18 protein-coding genes are annotated in these 16,480 nt (G+C 34.6%); 13 read left to right on the top strand and 5 right to left on the bottom strand.

The window, feature by feature from the left end; genetic code table 11:
- Positions 1-57: 57 nt before the first annotated feature.
- Positions 58-486 (top strand): NAD(+)--rifampin ADP-ribosyltransferase, encoded by a 429-nt coding sequence (gene arr, locus ACP3TL_RS12980; RefSeq protein WP_069816500.1) that lies wholly within the window; start codon positions 58-60, stop codon positions 484-486.
- 251 nt (positions 487-737) lie between these two features.
- Entirely contained in the window at positions 738-1,682 is a 945-nt protein-coding gene (locus tag ACP3TL_RS12985) for a TDT family transporter (RefSeq protein WP_069833077.1), read from the top strand.
- A 113-nt stretch (positions 1,683-1,795) separates the two neighbouring features.
- Here the strand turns inward: ACP3TL_RS12985 and ACP3TL_RS12990 are convergent, their stop codons facing one another.
- Positions 1,796-2,713, bottom strand: a complete 918-nt coding sequence (locus ACP3TL_RS12990; RefSeq protein ID WP_069833078.1) for a ketopantoate reductase family protein — start codon at positions 2,711-2,713, stop codon at positions 1,796-1,798.
- 145 nt (positions 2,714-2,858) lie between these two features.
- Here ACP3TL_RS12990 and ACP3TL_RS12995 point away from each other — a divergent pair, with 145 nt between their 5' ends.
- From ACP3TL_RS12995 to ACP3TL_RS13010, 4 genes are all read left to right on the top strand, one after another.
- A complete protein-coding gene (locus ACP3TL_RS12995; protein WP_069833079.1) occupies positions 2,859-3,377 on the top strand; it encodes a TetR/AcrR family transcriptional regulator in 519 nt (172 codons plus the stop codon).
- Between the two features lie 80 nt (positions 3,378-3,457).
- Entirely contained in the window at positions 3,458-3,916 is a 459-nt protein-coding gene (locus ACP3TL_RS13000) for a MarR family winged helix-turn-helix transcriptional regulator (RefSeq protein WP_069833080.1), read from the top strand.
- A 107-nt stretch (positions 3,917-4,023) separates the two neighbouring features.
- On the top strand, positions 4,024-4,959 hold the full coding sequence (locus ACP3TL_RS13005) for a ketopantoate reductase family protein (protein ID WP_069833081.1): 936 nt from the start codon (positions 4,024-4,026) through the stop codon (positions 4,957-4,959).
- A 90-nt stretch (positions 4,960-5,049) separates the two neighbouring features.
- Complete coding sequence (locus tag ACP3TL_RS13010; RefSeq protein ID WP_069833082.1) at positions 5,050-6,693, top strand: alpha-keto acid decarboxylase family protein; 1,644 nt, start codon at positions 5,050-5,052, stop codon at positions 6,691-6,693.
- A gap of 154 nt (positions 6,694-6,847) precedes the next feature.
- Here the strand turns inward: ACP3TL_RS13010 and ACP3TL_RS13015 are convergent, their stop codons facing one another.
- Positions 6,848-8,068, bottom strand: coding sequence for an NADH-dependent flavin oxidoreductase (locus ACP3TL_RS13015; RefSeq protein ID WP_069833083.1), 1,221 nt, complete (start codon positions 8,066-8,068; stop codon positions 6,848-6,850).
- Positions 8,069-8,370: 302 nt separating this feature from the next.
- Here ACP3TL_RS13015 and ACP3TL_RS13020 point away from each other — a divergent pair, with 302 nt between their 5' ends.
- The 6 genes from ACP3TL_RS13020 (at position 8,371) to ACP3TL_RS13045 (ending at position 12,845) form a co-directional block, all read left to right on the top strand.
- Entirely contained in the window at positions 8,371-9,375 is a 1,005-nt protein-coding gene (locus ACP3TL_RS13020; RefSeq protein ID WP_285325820.1) for an LLM class flavin-dependent oxidoreductase, read from the top strand.
- Positions 9,376-9,400: 25 nt separating this feature from the next.
- Positions 9,401-9,733 (top strand): glycine cleavage system H family protein, encoded by a 333-nt coding sequence (locus ACP3TL_RS13025; protein ID WP_002506490.1) that lies wholly within the window; start codon positions 9,401-9,403, stop codon positions 9,731-9,733.
- Between the two features lie 3 nt (positions 9,734-9,736).
- On the top strand, positions 9,737-10,522 hold the full coding sequence (locus ACP3TL_RS13030) for a protein-ADP-ribose hydrolase (RefSeq protein WP_069816517.1): 786 nt from the start codon (positions 9,737-9,739) through the stop codon (positions 10,520-10,522).
- Complete coding sequence (locus ACP3TL_RS13035) at positions 10,515-11,399, top strand: SIR2 family NAD-dependent protein deacylase (RefSeq protein WP_069816520.1); 885 nt, start codon at positions 10,515-10,517, stop codon at positions 11,397-11,399. Before ACP3TL_RS13030 ends, ACP3TL_RS13035 begins: the two co-directional genes overlap by 8 nt.
- Before the next feature lie 9 nt (positions 11,400-11,408).
- On the top strand, positions 11,409-12,431 hold the full coding sequence (gene lplA, locus ACP3TL_RS13040; protein WP_285325815.1) for a lipoate--protein ligase: 1,023 nt from the start codon (positions 11,409-11,411) through the stop codon (positions 12,429-12,431).
- Positions 12,432-12,644: 213 nt separating this feature from the next.
- Positions 12,645-12,845 (top strand): hypothetical protein, encoded by a 201-nt coding sequence (locus ACP3TL_RS13045; protein WP_069816524.1) that lies wholly within the window; start codon positions 12,645-12,647, stop codon positions 12,843-12,845.
- A gap of 83 nt (positions 12,846-12,928) precedes the next feature.
- Here ACP3TL_RS13045 and ACP3TL_RS13050 read toward each other — a convergent pair whose 3' ends face one another.
- Together ACP3TL_RS13050 and ACP3TL_RS13055 are read right to left on the bottom strand one after the other, a co-directional pair.
- Positions 12,929-13,261 carry a YflT domain-containing protein gene (locus ACP3TL_RS13050; RefSeq protein WP_069833085.1) on the bottom strand — a complete coding sequence of 111 codons (333 nt, stop codon included), beginning with the start codon at positions 13,259-13,261 and terminating at the stop codon, positions 12,929-12,931.
- A 24-nt stretch (positions 13,262-13,285) separates the two neighbouring features.
- Positions 13,286-13,711 (bottom strand): hypothetical protein, encoded by a 426-nt coding sequence (locus ACP3TL_RS13055; protein ID WP_069816528.1) that lies wholly within the window; start codon positions 13,709-13,711, stop codon positions 13,286-13,288.
- A 247-nt stretch (positions 13,712-13,958) separates the two neighbouring features.
- On the opposite strand from ACP3TL_RS13055, the gene ACP3TL_RS13060 reads away from it, so the two are divergent.
- Positions 13,959-14,948, top strand: coding sequence for a Gfo/Idh/MocA family protein (locus ACP3TL_RS13060; RefSeq protein WP_069833086.1), 990 nt, complete (start codon positions 13,959-13,961; stop codon positions 14,946-14,948).
- 351 nt (positions 14,949-15,299) lie between these two features.
- Here ACP3TL_RS13060 and larC read toward each other — a convergent pair whose 3' ends face one another.
- Positions 15,300-16,478, bottom strand: a complete 1,179-nt coding sequence (gene larC / locus ACP3TL_RS13065; protein WP_069816532.1) for a nickel pincer cofactor biosynthesis protein LarC — start codon at positions 16,476-16,478, stop codon at positions 15,300-15,302.
- Between the last annotated feature and the right edge of the window lie 2 nt (positions 16,479-16,480).

Genomic DNA, 16,480 nt, shown 5'->3' on the forward strand with positions numbered 1-16,480 from the left:
TTATTGTTTAGCGGTTTATACTGGTGAATAGCTTAGAGGAAGAAGGAGTGTTGAACAATGGTAGAACAAAAAGAAGTGTTGGATCAAGGACCATTTTTTCATGGGACAAAGGTTGAATTACAAATAGGTGATTTACTACAAACTCAACGTATTTCTAATTATCAAAATCGTAAAATGAACCATATTTATTTTACTGGCGCTTTAGACACAGCTAAGTGGGGGGCCGAACTTGCAGCTGCGTTAGCTGACGAACCGGCACAAGAACATATTTATATTATTGAACCCATGGGGGCATTTGAAAATGATCCTAATGTCACAGATAAAAAATTTCCTGGTAACCCTACCCGCTCATATCGCTCGACGGAACCTTTGAGAATTGTAGCAAAATTAGCTACATGGGAACGACACTCCAATGATGATATTGAACAAATGTTAAAAGGATTAGAACAATTACGGAAAGATGGATTAGACATTATTGAAGATTAATATACAACTGTAATGAAGATAAAGTAAAGCAGTCCATAATGAATAAAAGTGGGCTGCTTGTTATATAAAAAATTATTCCCAATGAGGTATTATCTGTCATATATTAGTGCTAAAATTTATTTGATAAACAAGATGAATAATATCGGTTTTCAAAGCAATATAAACAGATTTAACGCTTGGAGTTCGATAAAATAGTATAGTTACTATGTATATAATATTCAAATATAAATAAAAAAGGATTAATAAATGATATGTTTCGAAAATTTATAAGTGTAATACCGACTGCTATTTGTGGCTTAGCACTAGGTATTTCAGCGTTAAGTAATCTTTTATACATTATGGAACGAAATGTTTTAGCTACAATATTTTTAATTATTAGTGTTATTGTGGTGGGGTTATTTATACTAAAATGCATACAATTTCCTAGAATTGTGTTGAAAGAATTATCTGATCGCAATATATGTGCAACTTTTCCTACGATAACCATGACATTTCTGACATTACTTTATATCTTATACCACCAACTCAATATTACCTGGGAAATCATAATCTGGTTGTGGTGGCTCGTTGTAATACTGCAGTTTGTTATTATTGGTTTGTTTATTTATTACCATATTTATTTACATAAAAATGAACACATCGTTCCGAGTACCAGTTGGTTTGTTACATTTGTGGGGATTGGTGTTATTTCAGAAACTGCTGAAGATTTTTCGCCATTCTTTGGTGAATTGATTGTGTATATAGCGACGTTATGTTTTTTAATATTGATATGTATCGTACTATTCAAAAAGACGTGGCGATTATATAACGAAAATCAATTTCCTATGACAATCATCATAGCAGCGCCAGCTTCGCTTTGTTTAAATGGTTATTTATTAAGTGTAGAACATACACAACTGTTTTACATTATACCAATGTTGATTATCTCTCAACTCATATTTATATACTCATTAACATTTATACCGAAATTATATAAGTTGAATTTTAGATTTTCATTTTCAGCATTAACCTTTCCGTGGGTGACAACAGCAACATCACTATATAACTTACTTGAAATTGAAACTTTACCTTATAAAGTACAAAATGTGCTGTATTTTGTAACGATATTTGAAGTAATATTTGCAATCGTGACTGTGATTTACGTAATTTTAGGATATGCTTCATTTCTAAAGAAACGTACAATTGAAATAAAATAACCTAAATTAAAGAACAAACCTATCATCTAGTCAGCATAGTGGGAGTGGGTATACGAAATCAAAATTTAATTTCGTATACCCACTCCTTTTTAACTGCACTGAATTGAGTCGTTTTAACTGAAGGATTTGCTCGTTTCAAATAGAGCGTCTAGATGACTTGTAGTTAGTGCTGTATTTTGATTGAGTACTTTAACATCGTTATAAAGTGCTTCAAGCTCTTTAAAAGAACCTTGTGTTTGATTGATGAGTCCAATGTTCATAATTGTTTTTAATACTATATTGGATAATCCTTTGAAATTTTTCAAAATAACAGACTGTGCTTTTGGTCTTATAGTATGGCCTTTGTGTTCTAATAATTGATGTAGTTCATTAAAAGCAGCTATCGTTTCTTTGGTTAACGTATGCGCGCTAGTATTTTGGTTTTGTTTTAGAATAAATAGCATGTTTAACGGTAATACTAAAGCAGCGTGTGACACCAACCAATCTTCAAAGTTCTGCTCATAAGTTAGTTTGATTTTTGCATTTTTAAATATTGAATTCAGTTTGTCTGAAAAAGTAATTTCTCCATACATGTTACCTACTTTGAGTTCTCCAGCATTAAATCTTAAAATATTAGTATGACTTGCTTCTCTTGAACCACCAGTCATTAAAAAGCCGAAAGTGATATGCTTAGGGTGATTACTCTGTTGCGTTAATGTGTTTTGTAGTAATTTAGGGTTCATGTTATTTCCAATGAAAATAATGTTTTCACTTTTGTTTTGAGCTAGTGTTGGTACAACATTGTAAAAATCTGAATACTTCATAGTTACAAAAATAACATCATAAATATCATGTTCTGAAAGTGTACTTATCGTTGTTATAGGTTCATTTGTCGTCTTCCTTTGCAATGAATGCTTAAGTTTTAAACCTTTTTGATTCAAGTGCTCTAAAGTTTTTCCACGTGCAAACATTGTAATGTCATTATCTTTGGTATTTAGTGCGTGAGCTAAAAATTGCCCCTGTACACCTGCACCATATATTAAAATTTTCATATCATTATCACTCCAGTTTGATTATTGAACAATTGTTTAATAACTTGAAGTTATCATTAATAAGATTTAAACTCAATGAACAATACAACCTTGTTGATGTTTAATGAACAAATATTTAAAATTGTTGATATTAAAAGGAGTTAAAATGGATAAACGAAAAGAAAAATCCCAAAAACTTATTATTCGTAGCTTTGTTGAACTGATTAGAGAAAAAGACTTTGATAAAATATCAATGAATGATATTGCTCAACATGCCAATATAAATAGAGGCACCATTTATTTGAATTTTATAGATAAGTACGACATTTTAGACCATGCAATTGATTATATTTTGGGTGCAGCAGTGGATAAATGCAATCTTTATCTTGCAGAATCAGGAGATAATAAAGAAACCTTGCGTGAAGTCATGTACGTAATTGACGATCAGTACGATATTTTGAAAACTTTGGTTAAGAAATCAGATCTTAATATGCTTAAGCAAACATTATCAAAGAAAATGCGAGACACCATAAATAAACAAAACAGTGAAATTACTGCCCAGTTTTTATCCTCTGCTGTAGTAGGCGTTATTATATGGTGGATTGAAGAATCAAAACCATGTGATATAGATACTTTAGTAGGAGAGCTTTCCGGATTATTGGAGCCACATTTAAAGCACTTGTAGAGTTCGACTGAAGTGTTATCAATACATTAATTAGTAACCCCCGCTGATGCGCTAAAAATTATAAAAAAGGAATGTGAATAATGGAAGGTAATAATAATGATTATGAGAATTTGTTATTTTATTTTGCTTACAAAACGTTTATAAATACAGCAGATGAAATTATTGAAGCATATGGCTTAAACAGACAACATCATAGGTTCTTGTTTTTTATCGAAAAAGTACCTGGAATTACAATAAAAGATTTATTGAAAAGTTTAGAGATTTCTAAACAAGGCAGTCATGCAACGTTGAAAAAATTAAAAGATGAGGCATATATCACTGAACAACCCACTGAAGCGGATAAACGTATTAAAGCTTTGTACCCCACAGAAAAAGGAAAAAAATTAGTACAAGAACTTAATAAAACGCAAAACGATTTATTTCAAAATATACAGAAAAAAGTAGGCAATGATTGGTATGCGATAATGGAAGAATTTGCTTCTTATCGTACAGGATTCCAAGAAGTGAAATATTTAAAAGACGAGAATAAGAAAGACTAAATTATACAAATCACTTTATGTCATTTAAATATTAAACAATTTCTAACTACAAATAATGTAATTAACTTGTTGAATTACTATTATGAAATAAAGAAGAGGATGGTTATATGGTTAAGATAGCAATTGCAGGGGCCGGAGCAATGGGTGGTCGTGTTGGAACGCAAATTGCCGAAGCAGGATATGATGTAACTTTAATAGATTATTGGACAGAACACATTACGAATATTCAGCAACATGGCTTGAATATACAAACAGAAAAGGAAACATATCATATTAATATCAAAGCGCAGTTGCCAGAACAAATCGATGAACAATATGATTTGATTATCATTTTAACAAAAGCGATGGATTCAGAAGCAATGATCGAGGCGTTGAATGAAGCTAATGCGATTAAAGAAACGACGGCGGTATTAACAATGATGAATGGCTTAGGACATGAAGAACGTTTTGCCAAAATTATACCGAAATCACAAATATTTTTAGCAGTCACGATGTGGACAGCAGGATTAAGAGGCCCTGGACAAATACTATTAGAAGGTACAGGAACAATAGAACTGCAACGTGCAGACGGTGGCGAAGACTATCGTACAGAAGCGATTAATGCAATTTTTAATAATGCAAAATTAAATTCTACGATCAGTGACAACGTCTTTGAATCTATATGGTCAAAAGCCACATTGAACAGTGTATTGAATCCATTATGTACGATTTTAGATAAAACAATAAACCAATTTTCACAATATGAACAAGCACGACAAATGGTTATTCCTATTATTGAAGAAATTGTAGCTGTAGCAAAAGCCCGTGGATTAGAACTCAATTTTGAAAATTTAATTAACAAAATTGAAGCTGCTTATCCAATTGAATCACAAGGCTTACATTATCCATCGATGCATCAAGATTTATATAAAGGGCGTCTAACAGAAATAGATTATTTAAATGGACAAATTGTTACATACGGTAAAGCCTGTGGTGTGGCGACGCCGAATAATGAAATGCTGACACATATGATTCATCAGTTAGAATTAACATATAAAAAATAGCGAAAAATAAAGTCAACATCATTGACCTTTCATCTTAATTAAGTTAAGTTTGTAGTGTAATAGAGATGGATAAAAAAGGGGAAATGATGAATGAAAAAACGTATAGGACAATATTTAATGGACTGTATCAGTGCTGTTGGCGTTGATAAAGTATTTGGTGTGCCAGGTGACTTTAACCTTACTTTTCTAGATGATATTATTCGTCGTGATGACATAGAGTGGGTTGGTAACACAAATGAATTAAATGCTAGTTATGCGGCTGATGGCTATGCGCGCTTAAAAGGGATGAGTGCAATGGTAACAACATTTGGTGTAGGAGAACTCAGTGCTGTTAACGGTATTGCTGGCGCATATGCTGAACGTGTTCCGGTTATTCAAATTACCGGTGCGCCTACAAGAGCAGTAGAAAATGCAGGGAAATATGTCCATCATTCCTTAGGAGAAGGGAATTTTGATGACTATAGAAAAATGTATGAGCCGATTACAACGACACAAGCGTATCTTACGCCTGAAAATGCCCTAGTAGAAATACCTAGAGTAATTGAAGCAGCACTAACTGAAAAACGTCCAGTGCATATACATTTACCAATTGACGTAGCAAGCGTAGAAATTGAAGTAGACCAACCGTTTGAATTGCCGCAACATCAGGAGATGGATGTTGCTAAGTATGTGAACATGATTAAAGAAAAGTTACAAAGTGCAGATAAACCAGTCATAATTACCGGCCACGAGATTAATAGTTTTGATTTACATGAAAAGCTTGAGCAATTTGTGAATCAAACGCATATTCCTGTAGCACAACTATCACTAGGCAAAGGTGCTTTTAATGAGGAAAACCCATATTACATGGGTATTTATGATGGCTCACTAGCAGAAGAAGATATTAGAAATTACGTGGATCAAAGTGATGCAATTTTAAATATTGGAGCGAAATTAACAGATTCAGCAACTGCAGGATATTCATATCAATTTGATATTGATGATGTCGTTATGATTAATCATCGTCATTTCAAAATGAATGAAACGAAAGATATGGGAGTCGCACTGATCGATTTATTGGATGGCTTAAATACAATTAATTACGTTAATGACACAACGTTCCCTCAATTTCAACGTCCTGAAGAAAATCAATACGATTTGAATGGAGATCCTTTATCTCAAGCAACTTATTTTAAAATGATGCAAGATTTTATTAAACAAGATGACGTGATATTAGCTGAACAAGGCACATCATTCTTTGGTGCTTATGATTTAGCGTTATATAGTAACAATACATTTATAGGACAGCCTTTATGGGGTTCAATCGGCTATACACTACCAGCGACACTGGGCACACAAATGGCAAATACACAGCGCAGAAATTTATTGCTAATTGGAGATGGATCTCTACAATTAACAGTACAAGAAATGTCTTCGATGATCAGAGCGCAAATCAAACCGATTATTTTTGTTATTAATAATGATGGTTATACAGTTGAACGTAAAATTCACGGAGAAAATGAGCCATACAATGATATTAAAATGTGGGATTATAAATTATTACCAACAGTCTTCGGTGGGAAAGATGAAGTCATCGTACACGATGTGACAACAAGTGAGACACTACAAAATACATTCTTCGAAATAGAGGCACAACCAGACATGATGCACCTAGTTGAAGTGAAGATGGCAGTACATGATGCACCACATAAATTAAATGCAATTGGCCAAGCATTTGCCAAACAAAATGGTTAAATTCACATAAAACCTAACAAGAAAGCATTGGACATGATACGGTCCAATGCTTTTTACATATTTTGAGATATTAATTCATTTTTACAAAGCAATCACGTGATATAAAAAAGACAAACTAAGGTGTATTATCTGCTCAGTTTGTCAGTATCTAAAATTAGTCTTTTTCTATTGCTTTATAGTCTACTTGATCATAGTTTGTTTCAAGTTTACGTAACTCGTCACGGGTTTCTTTTTTTAAACCTTCGCCGTAGTCCATCATTTTAACGATATCTTTAAAAGCTGCGTATGGAATCGCGAGTTCATCAATATCGTCTATTGTTACATGTAAATCAATATCCTCTGGGCGATTTTCTTGTAATTTTAAGACAAAATCTGGCTCTGTCACAAATGGAGACGACATTCCTACCATATCTGCATGTTGTAAGGCATCGAGCGCACTTTCAGGTGAATTAATACCACCACTAGCGATGACAGGAATTCTACCATCAAGGTAATCATGGACGACAGCATTGACATATTGTCCTGTGTGCTTGCCGTCAGAACGGACTTTATTTTGATAAATTTGACGCCCCCAACTTGCAATTGCTAAATATTGCACATTCGCTGTATCTAATACCCAATCCAGATGTTCGTTGAATTCGTCTATTGTATAACCGACATCACTACCTCGTGTTTCCTCAGGTGTAGCGCGATAGCCTAAAATAAATTGTGGTGGTGCTTCTTTATCAATGACATCTTGTACAGCAGCTAGTATTTCCAACCCGATACGTGCACGATTTTCCAAATTTTGATTTCCATATTGATCTGTTCGTTGGTTAGAAAAAGTAGAGAAAAATGTTTGTATAAGTAAGCGTTGGGCAGCTGAAACTTCTACACCATCAAAACCAGCTTGTATAGCACGAGAAGTTGCCTCGGCATATTGACGCGTTACAGAGGTAATTTTATCTACAGACATAGCTAGAACATCATGTTGAATAGGGACATTTAAAGACATAGGGCTTGGGCCATAAACTTGGCCATAATTTAAGATGGCTTGATTTGAAAATCGGCCTGCATGTGTCAGTTGTAAAATGGCTTTATTGCCATTTTTTTTCATTGCAGTTGCTAATTTTTTCAAACCAGGTATACAACTGTCATCAGTGATGCTAAAACCATATTCAAATAATTGACCATGAGGTTCAATATAGGCTGCACCTGTTACTTGTAGGGGCGCAGCGTGTGCCCGACGTTGTGCATAAAGTAGGTCTTGCTCGGTAATATGACCGTCTTGTGTTGAGGAATTCGTAGTCATAGGTGATAGCACAAAACGGTTATTGAAGACGACGCCATTGGGTAATGTTAATGGTTCGAATAATGCTTGATAATGAGTTTTCATAACTATAACCTCTATCTTCGTTGTAATATGTAATTTCAAATTAACACTAATAGGATATAGTGGTCAATTAAATAAAAATTATGGTGATTTTTTCAAGCAAAATGTAACAAAAATTTTCTATATCAGTTATCCTAGAGAGTGAGAGTAATTTAAAATGGGAACATGTTTTGCAGTAACGTGTGCCAAGCTTTGTACATGGAATTTAGCATAACGGAGTTACGATATACACTCAAGCGAAAGTGCTTACATGATAAGCCCAAATAAAGTATATAAGCTCAGTACCGGTGGAGGTGGTCACACACGTGGTTCAATTGAATATTTTAGACTATGCTGTGATAGATGAAGGCAAGTCAGCACAAGATGCCTTACAAGACACAGTACGCTTAGCACAATTAGCAGACGATCTTGGTTATAAGCGCTTTTGGATGACGGAACATCATAATGTACCAGCATTTGCATGTAGCAGCCCAGAATTATTGATGATGCAATTACTGGCAAAGACGAAGCAAATTCGACTCGGTTCAGGTGGAGTAATGTTACCACATTACAGCCCGTTTAAAGTGGCAGAAAACTTTCGATTATTAGAAGCATTTTACCCAGACCGTGTAGACTTAGGTATCGGTAATAATTCTGGTACACCCAGTGTAAAACAAGCTATGAATGAAACGAAAACACATTTCTTAGACTACGAGCAGTCTATTACGGATGTGCGACACTATCTAACGGAGCATGAACCAGAGCAACGTTTTAAACAAGTATTCGCACAACCTCGTGTGACGACGATGCCTCAAATGTGGCTGTTAAGTACGAGTGTATCATCAGCACAAATGGCAGGACGTCAAGGCATAGGCTACACACTAGGGACTTTTTTATTACCTAATGAAAAAGCAATTAAAAAAGCTGAAAGTAGTGTGCAAGCTTATAGAGAAGCCTTTAAACCTACGGCATTAAATATGAAGCCTACTGTTATGCTCACTACATTTGTTGCAGTTGCTGATACAGCATCAGAAGCCGAAGCACTGGCACAAGCGTTAGACGTATGGCTATTAGGTAAACAACAATTTGCCGAATTTGAGCACCTGCCTTCTATCGAAACTGCAAGATTGTATCAACGTTCTGAAAGAGATGAACGTTTGATTACTCAAAGCCGTGCTCGTATAATTGTAGGTACAAAAGAAAGTGCAAAAAAACAAATAGACACAATGATTCAAACATTTAATGCTGACGAAGTGATGGTTGTACCTTTGATCCCAGACATAGCGCAATGCTGTCGTACAATCGAATTACTCGCGCAAATATATTTATAACAAGTTGGAGAAAGGAAGATATTTTATGAAAAAATTAGCAAATTATTTATGGGTAGAAAAAGTTGGAGAACAGTATGTATACAGTATGACACCTGAATTACAAGATGATGTAGGAACAGTAGGTTATGTTGAATTTATGGGTGGAGACGATATTAAAGTCGACGACGAAATCGTTAGTATTGAAGCTTCTAAAACAGTATTAGACGTTCAATCACCATTAGCAGGTAAAATTGTTGCACGTAATACAAAAGCTGAAGATGAACCAACGCTTTTAAATTCTGAAAAAGCTGAAGAAAATTGGTTGGTTAAATTAGAAAATGTTGACGAAGCAGCATTTAATGCACTTCCTGAGGCATAAATTATGCAACAAACAGAACGTTTAGCGTATTTGATTGAGTATTTGTGGCAAGAGACACATGACGGTGCCATTGCAGACTTACCTGATACGGAAGCAGAACGTTTCGAAATGTTTCGAGGGTTAGTAAATGTAAGGCCAGCAACACCGATTGCAGCAGATTTTATTGAGATGCAAGATGCATTTTTAAAAAATTACAATGCGCAACAAGTTACGTCGCTAACATCATTAACCCCATATCTCAATAACGATATATATTTATGGCAAGGTGATATCACGCAGCTTGAGGTAGACGCCATTGTAAATGCGGCTAACAGTAAGCTGTTAGGCTGTTTTGAGCCGAATCATAACTGTATCGATAATATCATCCATACTAAAGCAGGCGTCCAGTTACGTTTAGCTTGTGCAGATTTAATAGATAAACAAGGTAGACGTGAAGGTGTTGGTAAAGCAAAAATTACCCCTGGTTATAACTTGCCTGCTCAATATGTCATTCATACAGTGGGACCACAAATTCGTAAGACACCGGTGTCACAAATGAACCGTGATTTACTTGCGCGCTCGTATCGAAGTTGTCTCGAACTTGCGGATCAGCAAAACTTATCAAGTATTGCTTTTTGTTGTATTTCAACAGGCGTATTTGGTTTCCCTCAAGATGAGGCAACACAGATAGCAATTTCGACTGTAATGCATTATAAACAAGAACATCATTCTGATATAAGTGTGATTTTCAATGTATTTACAGATAAAGATGCTGCATTGTATAAGGAAGGACTGAAACATTATGACTGAATCAACTTGGGATGTCTTAACTACAAATTATGATCGACAATCCGATATATTAGCAGATGCTTTAAATGAAGCGGAAGCAGTTGTAGTTGGGATAGGCGCGGGTATGTCAGCATCAGACGGGTTTACGTATATAGGTGAACGTTTCACACAAAATTTCCCGGATTTTATTAAAAAATACGGTTTCTTTGATATGTTACAAGCAAGTCTTCATACATTCGAAAGTTGGCAGGAGTATTGGGCATTTCAAAGTCGATTTGTTGCGCTGAATTATTTAGACCAACCTGTAGGCGCATCTTATACTGCGCTTAATCAAATTTTAAGTCATAAAGATTATCATATCATCACGACGAATGCAGATAATGCATTTGCAGTGGCAGATTTTGATTTGGATAAAGTTTTTCATATTCAAGGAGAGTACATCTTGTGGCAATGTAGTCAACATTGTCATGCGCAGACTTATCGTGATGATGCTGCAATACGTCAAATGATTGCAGAACAAGAGCATATGGAAGTGCCACGAGAACTCTTGCCGCATTGCCCTAAATGTGATGCGCCGATGGAAATTAATAAGCGAAAAGCACAGGTTGGTATGGTAGAGGATGCAGATTTTCATGCGCAGTTATCTCGCTACAATCAGTTCCTTGAGGCACATAAAGAAGATAAAGTATTATATCTAGAAATAGGTATCGGTTATACGACACCACAATATGTGAAACAACCTTTTCAACGCATGACACGACATAATCCAAATGCCTTATTTATGACAATGAATAAGAAAGCATATCGTATTCCAGAGAATATTCGAGATAGAACAATACATCTAACTGAAGATATTTCAACACTCATGATAGAAGCCAACAAAAAATTAACTATATAGGAGAACAATATGTACTTAATTGAACCTATTCGCAATGGCGAATATATAACAGATGGTGCAGTTGCATTAGCAATGCAAATTCACGTTAGCCAAAATATATTTTTAAATGAGGATATCTTATTTCCGTATATCTGTGATCCAAAAGTGGAGATAGGTCGTTTTCAAAATACTGCGGTAGAAATTAACCAAGATTATTTAGACGAACATGGTATTCAAGTCGTTCGTCGTGATACAGGTGGTGGCGCAGTTTATGTAGACAGTGGTGCAGTGAATATGTGTTGTATTTTAGAAAAAGACGATACAATTTATGGTAATTTCAAACGCTTTTACGAACCAGGTATACAGGCTTTACATCAACTGGGTGCAACAGAAGCTGTGCAAAGTGGACGTAATGATTTAGCCATTCACGATAAAAAAGTATCTGGGGCGGCAATGACTTTGATTAAGGGACGTATCTATGGTGGCTATTCTTTATTATTGGATGTAGATTATGAACCTATGGTTAAAGTATTGAAGCCGAATCGTAAAAAGATAGAATCCAAAGGTATTAAATCTGTAAGATCACGTGTAGGCAATATTCGTGAATATTTGGCACCAGAATATCAAAATGTAACGATCCATGAATTTAAAGATTTGATGGTTAAAGAGATTTTAGGCATTGATGATACGAATGACGCAAAGCGTTATGAATTAACTGATGCAGATTGGGAAGCCGTTGATGAAATGCTAGCCTCAAAATATAAAAATTGGGAATGGAATTTTGGTGGTTCCCCACGCTATGAATATAATAGAGACGCGAGATTAGCGGCAGGCACGATTGATGTCTCTCTTTCTGTAGAAAAAGGACGTATTTCAGCATGTCGTATTTATGGAGATTTCTTTGGGCAAGGCGACATTAAAGACGTTGAAGAACAACTCAAAGACGTACGTGTAGTCAAAGAGGATTTATTAAAGGCTTTAAGTGAAATAGACATTACATATTATTTCGGTAAAGCCACTGCAGAAGAATTAGTAGATGTAATATTAAGTTAATGATAATTGATTATCAAGGCTGGGACATAAATACATGTCTCAGCTTTAATTATTATATACAAGTTGGTCATCACGCCATTTCATGATTTTACAAATGAATATATTAAAAAGGAAAAGCAGTTTATTATGTTTTCTTTGATTTGAAAAATAGCTTAAGGGTAAAAGATGAAGAGATTCGAAATACAATTAGCTTTTACTTAAGGAGGTTGTAGCATGGATAAGCAACATATTAAAGAAGCGCTAGATAAGCATTCAGAAATAATTATCGAAACTATAGAACATGACCGTATTACTGTAAAGAAAATTGAAGATAACGACGATGCACAGTATTTACATGTATTGGAGCCTAAAGACCAAAAAGTAGAAATTGCTAAAATTACAGATCTCCAAGAAAATAACTTTAATCAATTATAATCAATATGTATAAAAGATATAATGCACCCCGCATCCTAATTAAAAGAATGCGGGGTGCATTAGTTTAGCTAATTAATTTAAATTTAGAGTACGTTTGCTGCACGTTGATCTGTAACAATGAGTAGTACATTACCTTGATCCATAAGTTCTTCGTAATCTTGTGCATCACTTTCAGAAACGCCAAGAATTTGTAACTTATCTCTTAGTTGATCACCTTGTTTTGGTTCTTTTTCGCCAACATCGGAACGATTGTAATCAATGCCAGAGACTTCTGTATTTTTCACGATGCGTGCTGTATGATCGGCATCATGAGATAGAACATAAATGTCTTTTGCATTAATTTTTTGATCTTTCAATGTGTTGATATTAATTTCAATATCTTCGTCATTTGAATAAGCTTTAACAATTGGTGTCATATACATACTCCTTTAATAATTGAATTATTTTATAATGCCACTATTTGTTTTTTCATTTTCATCGACCGTTTTAAGACGTTCATAACGATCATGTGCGATATAAAATTTAGTGTGTTTAAGAGAAAAGTCATATAGTTCTTCTCTTTTAATACCTTCAGGCATTTCAAATTCTGTTACGACTTTTTCTTCACTTTGATTTTCTACTTGTACGACTTGTTCAGGTTCAACATCTAATGTTTCTTTAGGATAAACCAAAGCAATTGTTGTTTTACTTTCTTTAACATCTTCTAAATTTTCTATTTGAAAAGCTTCGTTAATATAGTTTTCTACTCTTTTTTCGCGTTTACGTTTTCTTTTATTAACTGCAGCTTCCTTTTTATAATTTTTTCGGAAAATGAAATAGATAATTAAAACGATTACTATAAATATTAAAAAATAAAATATGGACACAAAAATGCCTCCTTTATTTAAAGAATATAAAAAATGATTTTATGTTATACCTTTATACTAATTGTATACCACTAGTGAGATTTTCAAAACAAAATACGAATTGTATCAAGGCTGTAGTTTTTGAATTGCATGATGAATTCAAATATAATGGTATATTGAATGGATTTTAAAATAGCTATCAATAATTTAATATTGCACCAAGTGATAATACATCATCATTTAGATTAAGTGAGAAGGAGAGACAAACATGAAATTAGGTATCGTAGGGGCGGGCAAGATCGTCAAAGAAGCATTACCAGTGATGGAAGAAATTTCAGACATTGAGTTTCATAGCATTGTTTCAACAGGAAGAAATCCAGAAAATGTAGAAAGTTTACAAAAACAATTTAATATTGAAACAATTTTTACAGACTATAATCAGTTTCTTCAAGATGAAGATATGGATACGATTTATTTAGCTGTACCAAATCATCTGCACTTTGATTATGCACGCAAAGCAATTGAGCAACAGAAGCATGTAATATGTGAAAAACCATTTACTTTAACTAAAGAAGAATTAACAACATTAAAAGCATTGGCTGAAGCGCATAACGTTATTATTATCGAAGCTATTACTAACCTTTATTTGAGTAATTATGATGTATTGAAACAATCTATGAGTGAAATAGGGACTTGTAAAATAGCCCAATTTAATTATTCACAGTACTCTTCAAGATATGATAATTTCAAAAAAGGCATCATTCAACCTGCTTTCGATCCTGAGAAGGGTGGAGGCGCACTCATGGATATCAATGTATACAATATCCATTTAGCAGTTGGGCTCTTCGGTATGCCTAAAGGTGTTGCTTATTTTGCTAACGTTAAAAACGATATTGATACATCTGGCATCTTAAATCTTGATTATGATGAAATGAAAGTTGTTTGTATTGGTGCAAAAGACTCTAGTTCTGACAATCAGTCGTACATACAAGGTGAAAATGCAACAATTCATATTAAAGGTCCAACAAATGAGCTAAAAGCGTTTGATCTAACATTTAACCAAGGTGGTACGCAATCATATCAAGTTAATCAACAAAAACATCGTATGTACGAAGAATTTGTGAAGATGGTTCAGATTATTAATGATAAAAATTTCGATTTAGCAGAAGAAAAATTAGAACATAGTATTCAAGTTATTGAAGTACTTGAACTTGCATTAGATAGTGCAAATATTAAAGTAGGTCCTTCTCTAAAATAATTTAAGCAATAAAAAATCCAGTACTTCACTTAAGTGTGAGTGCTGGATTTTATGCTGTCTGTTGAGTTTTTGATTTTGGAGCAGTCTTTTGTGCATGCTTTCCGCGGGCACAGCCTCAGCCTGTAGTCTTCGGCGCGTGCTTTCCCCGCTGGAGTCAGCCCAAATCACTGCTTTGATTTAACAGCAAAATAACATGAATTATGTTTTCAATTACTAATAATTGAAGACTATAGTTAGTAATTGAATGCATGTTTGATTTTACGTTGTGTCCGTATAATTTTGGAGCAGTCTTTTGTGCACGCTTTCCGCGGACAGCCTCAGCCTGTAGTCTTTGGCTCGTGCTAGGTTATTTTATTCGTCTATTTTAATGTGGTTATAAACTTCATGCTGTATTTCATTGTAAACAGTTGAGAAAGACTTGCCAGATTGAATTGCTGCATTTTTTACATCTTCAAATTCTGGTTTCGCTTTGATAATTTTATTATGCATCATGCCTATTTTCACTAATATAGCACCATACTTTGTGTGAATTGTTTGAAACTGGCGATGGAGAATTTTGCGATTGACTGCATAACTTCTTACACCTAAAGAGGTTGTATTTTTAAGTATATAGTCTTCAAAGTATTGTGCGTCGTCAATTTTACTAATCACTGTAAGTTGTGTGGCGGGCCTACTTTTCTTCATCGTAATTGGAGTAAAGTAAGCATCTAACGCACCGTCATCCAGTACTTGTTCTATAAAGAAACCAAGCATCTCTGGTGTCATATCATCAATCTGGCACACTATCACTTGGACTTGTGTCGGCGTGTTTTCTTTTACTGTATATTGAATTGTTCGTAAAACATTGGGAAAATCGAAATCTTTTGTGCCACAACCATAACCGATTTGCTCCATGGTTACTGCAGGTAAAGGGCCGATTTCCGAAACCAATGCTTTAATAAAACCAGCGCCAGTCGGTGTTGTCAATTCACTGTTAACATCAAATGAAGCAAGCGGGATGCCTTTGAGTATTTCAGCAGTAGCTGGGGCAGGCACTGGATAGACACCGTGTGCGATATTGATTTTCCCGTTACCAGTTGGAATAGGCGAGGCATAGAGTTCATCTATAGCTAAATCTTCTAGTGCAAGACATCCGCCAATAATATCAATGATAGAGTCCATAGCACCAACTTCATGAAAGTGAACATCTTCAACAGACATACCGTGAATTTTAGCTTCTGCGTGTGCAATCACGTCAAATACCCTGAGGCTTCGATCCTTTACTCTGCTTGGCAAGCTACTCTCTTTGATCATCTTAAAGATATCTGATGCTTTTCTATGATGGTGCGCTTCTTCGAAATCAATGTTAAGTGACATGGCTTGAATGCCTTGTTTGTTTTGAGTTGAGAAGTCGAGTTTGAAATGATTGAGCGGTAATGTTTTTAATTGTGATTCAATAAAGGTGACATCCGCACCTAAATCTACAAGTGAAGACAATAACATATCTCCAGCAATACCAGCGTGACAATCAAGATAAATCGCTTTGGACATAA

It is taken from the genome of Staphylococcus caseorum, from assembly GCF_049943195.1.
Classification (GTDB): domain Bacteria; phylum Bacillota; class Bacilli; order Staphylococcales; family Staphylococcaceae; genus Staphylococcus; species Staphylococcus equorum_A.

Excerpts from the sequence above, each read along its gene's own strand:
- arr (WP_069816500.1), top strand. The coding sequence starts at position 58 with ATGGTAGAACAAAAAGAAGTGTTGGATCAAGGACCATTTTTTCATGGG.
- ACP3TL_RS12985 (WP_069833077.1), top strand. The coding sequence starts at position 738 with ATGTTTCGAAAATTTATAAGTGTAATACCGACTGCTATTTGTGGCTTA.
- ACP3TL_RS12990 (WP_069833078.1), bottom strand. The coding sequence starts at position 2,713 with ATGAAAATTTTAATATATGGTGCAGGTGTACAGGGGCAATTTTTAGCT.
- ACP3TL_RS12995 (WP_069833079.1), top strand. The coding sequence starts at position 2,859 with ATGGATAAACGAAAAGAAAAATCCCAAAAACTTATTATTCGTAGCTTT.
- ACP3TL_RS13000 (WP_069833080.1), top strand. The coding sequence starts at position 3,458 with ATGGAAGGTAATAATAATGATTATGAGAATTTGTTATTTTATTTTGCT.
- ACP3TL_RS13005 (WP_069833081.1), top strand. The coding sequence starts at position 4,024 with ATGGTTAAGATAGCAATTGCAGGGGCCGGAGCAATGGGTGGTCGTGTT.
- ACP3TL_RS13010 (WP_069833082.1), top strand. The coding sequence starts at position 5,050 with ATGAAAAAACGTATAGGACAATATTTAATGGACTGTATCAGTGCTGTT.
- ACP3TL_RS13015 (WP_069833083.1), bottom strand. The coding sequence starts at position 8,068 with ATGAAAACTCATTATCAAGCATTATTCGAACCATTAACATTACCCAAT.
- ACP3TL_RS13025 (WP_002506490.1), top strand. The coding sequence starts at position 9,401 with ATGAAAAAATTAGCAAATTATTTATGGGTAGAAAAAGTTGGAGAACAG.
- ACP3TL_RS13030 (WP_069816517.1), top strand. The coding sequence starts at position 9,737 with ATGCAACAAACAGAACGTTTAGCGTATTTGATTGAGTATTTGTGGCAA.
- ACP3TL_RS13035 (WP_069816520.1), top strand. The coding sequence starts at position 10,515 with ATGACTGAATCAACTTGGGATGTCTTAACTACAAATTATGATCGACAA.
- lplA (WP_285325815.1), top strand. The coding sequence starts at position 11,409 with ATGTACTTAATTGAACCTATTCGCAATGGCGAATATATAACAGATGGT.
- ACP3TL_RS13045 (WP_069816524.1), top strand. The coding sequence starts at position 12,645 with ATGGATAAGCAACATATTAAAGAAGCGCTAGATAAGCATTCAGAAATA.
- ACP3TL_RS13050 (WP_069833085.1), bottom strand. The coding sequence starts at position 13,261 with ATGACACCAATTGTTAAAGCTTATTCAAATGACGAAGATATTGAAATT.
- ACP3TL_RS13060 (WP_069833086.1), top strand. The coding sequence starts at position 13,959 with ATGAAATTAGGTATCGTAGGGGCGGGCAAGATCGTCAAAGAAGCATTA.
- larC (WP_069816532.1), bottom strand. The coding sequence starts at position 16,478 with ATGTCCAAAGCGATTTATCTTGATTGTCACGCTGGTATTGCTGGAGAT.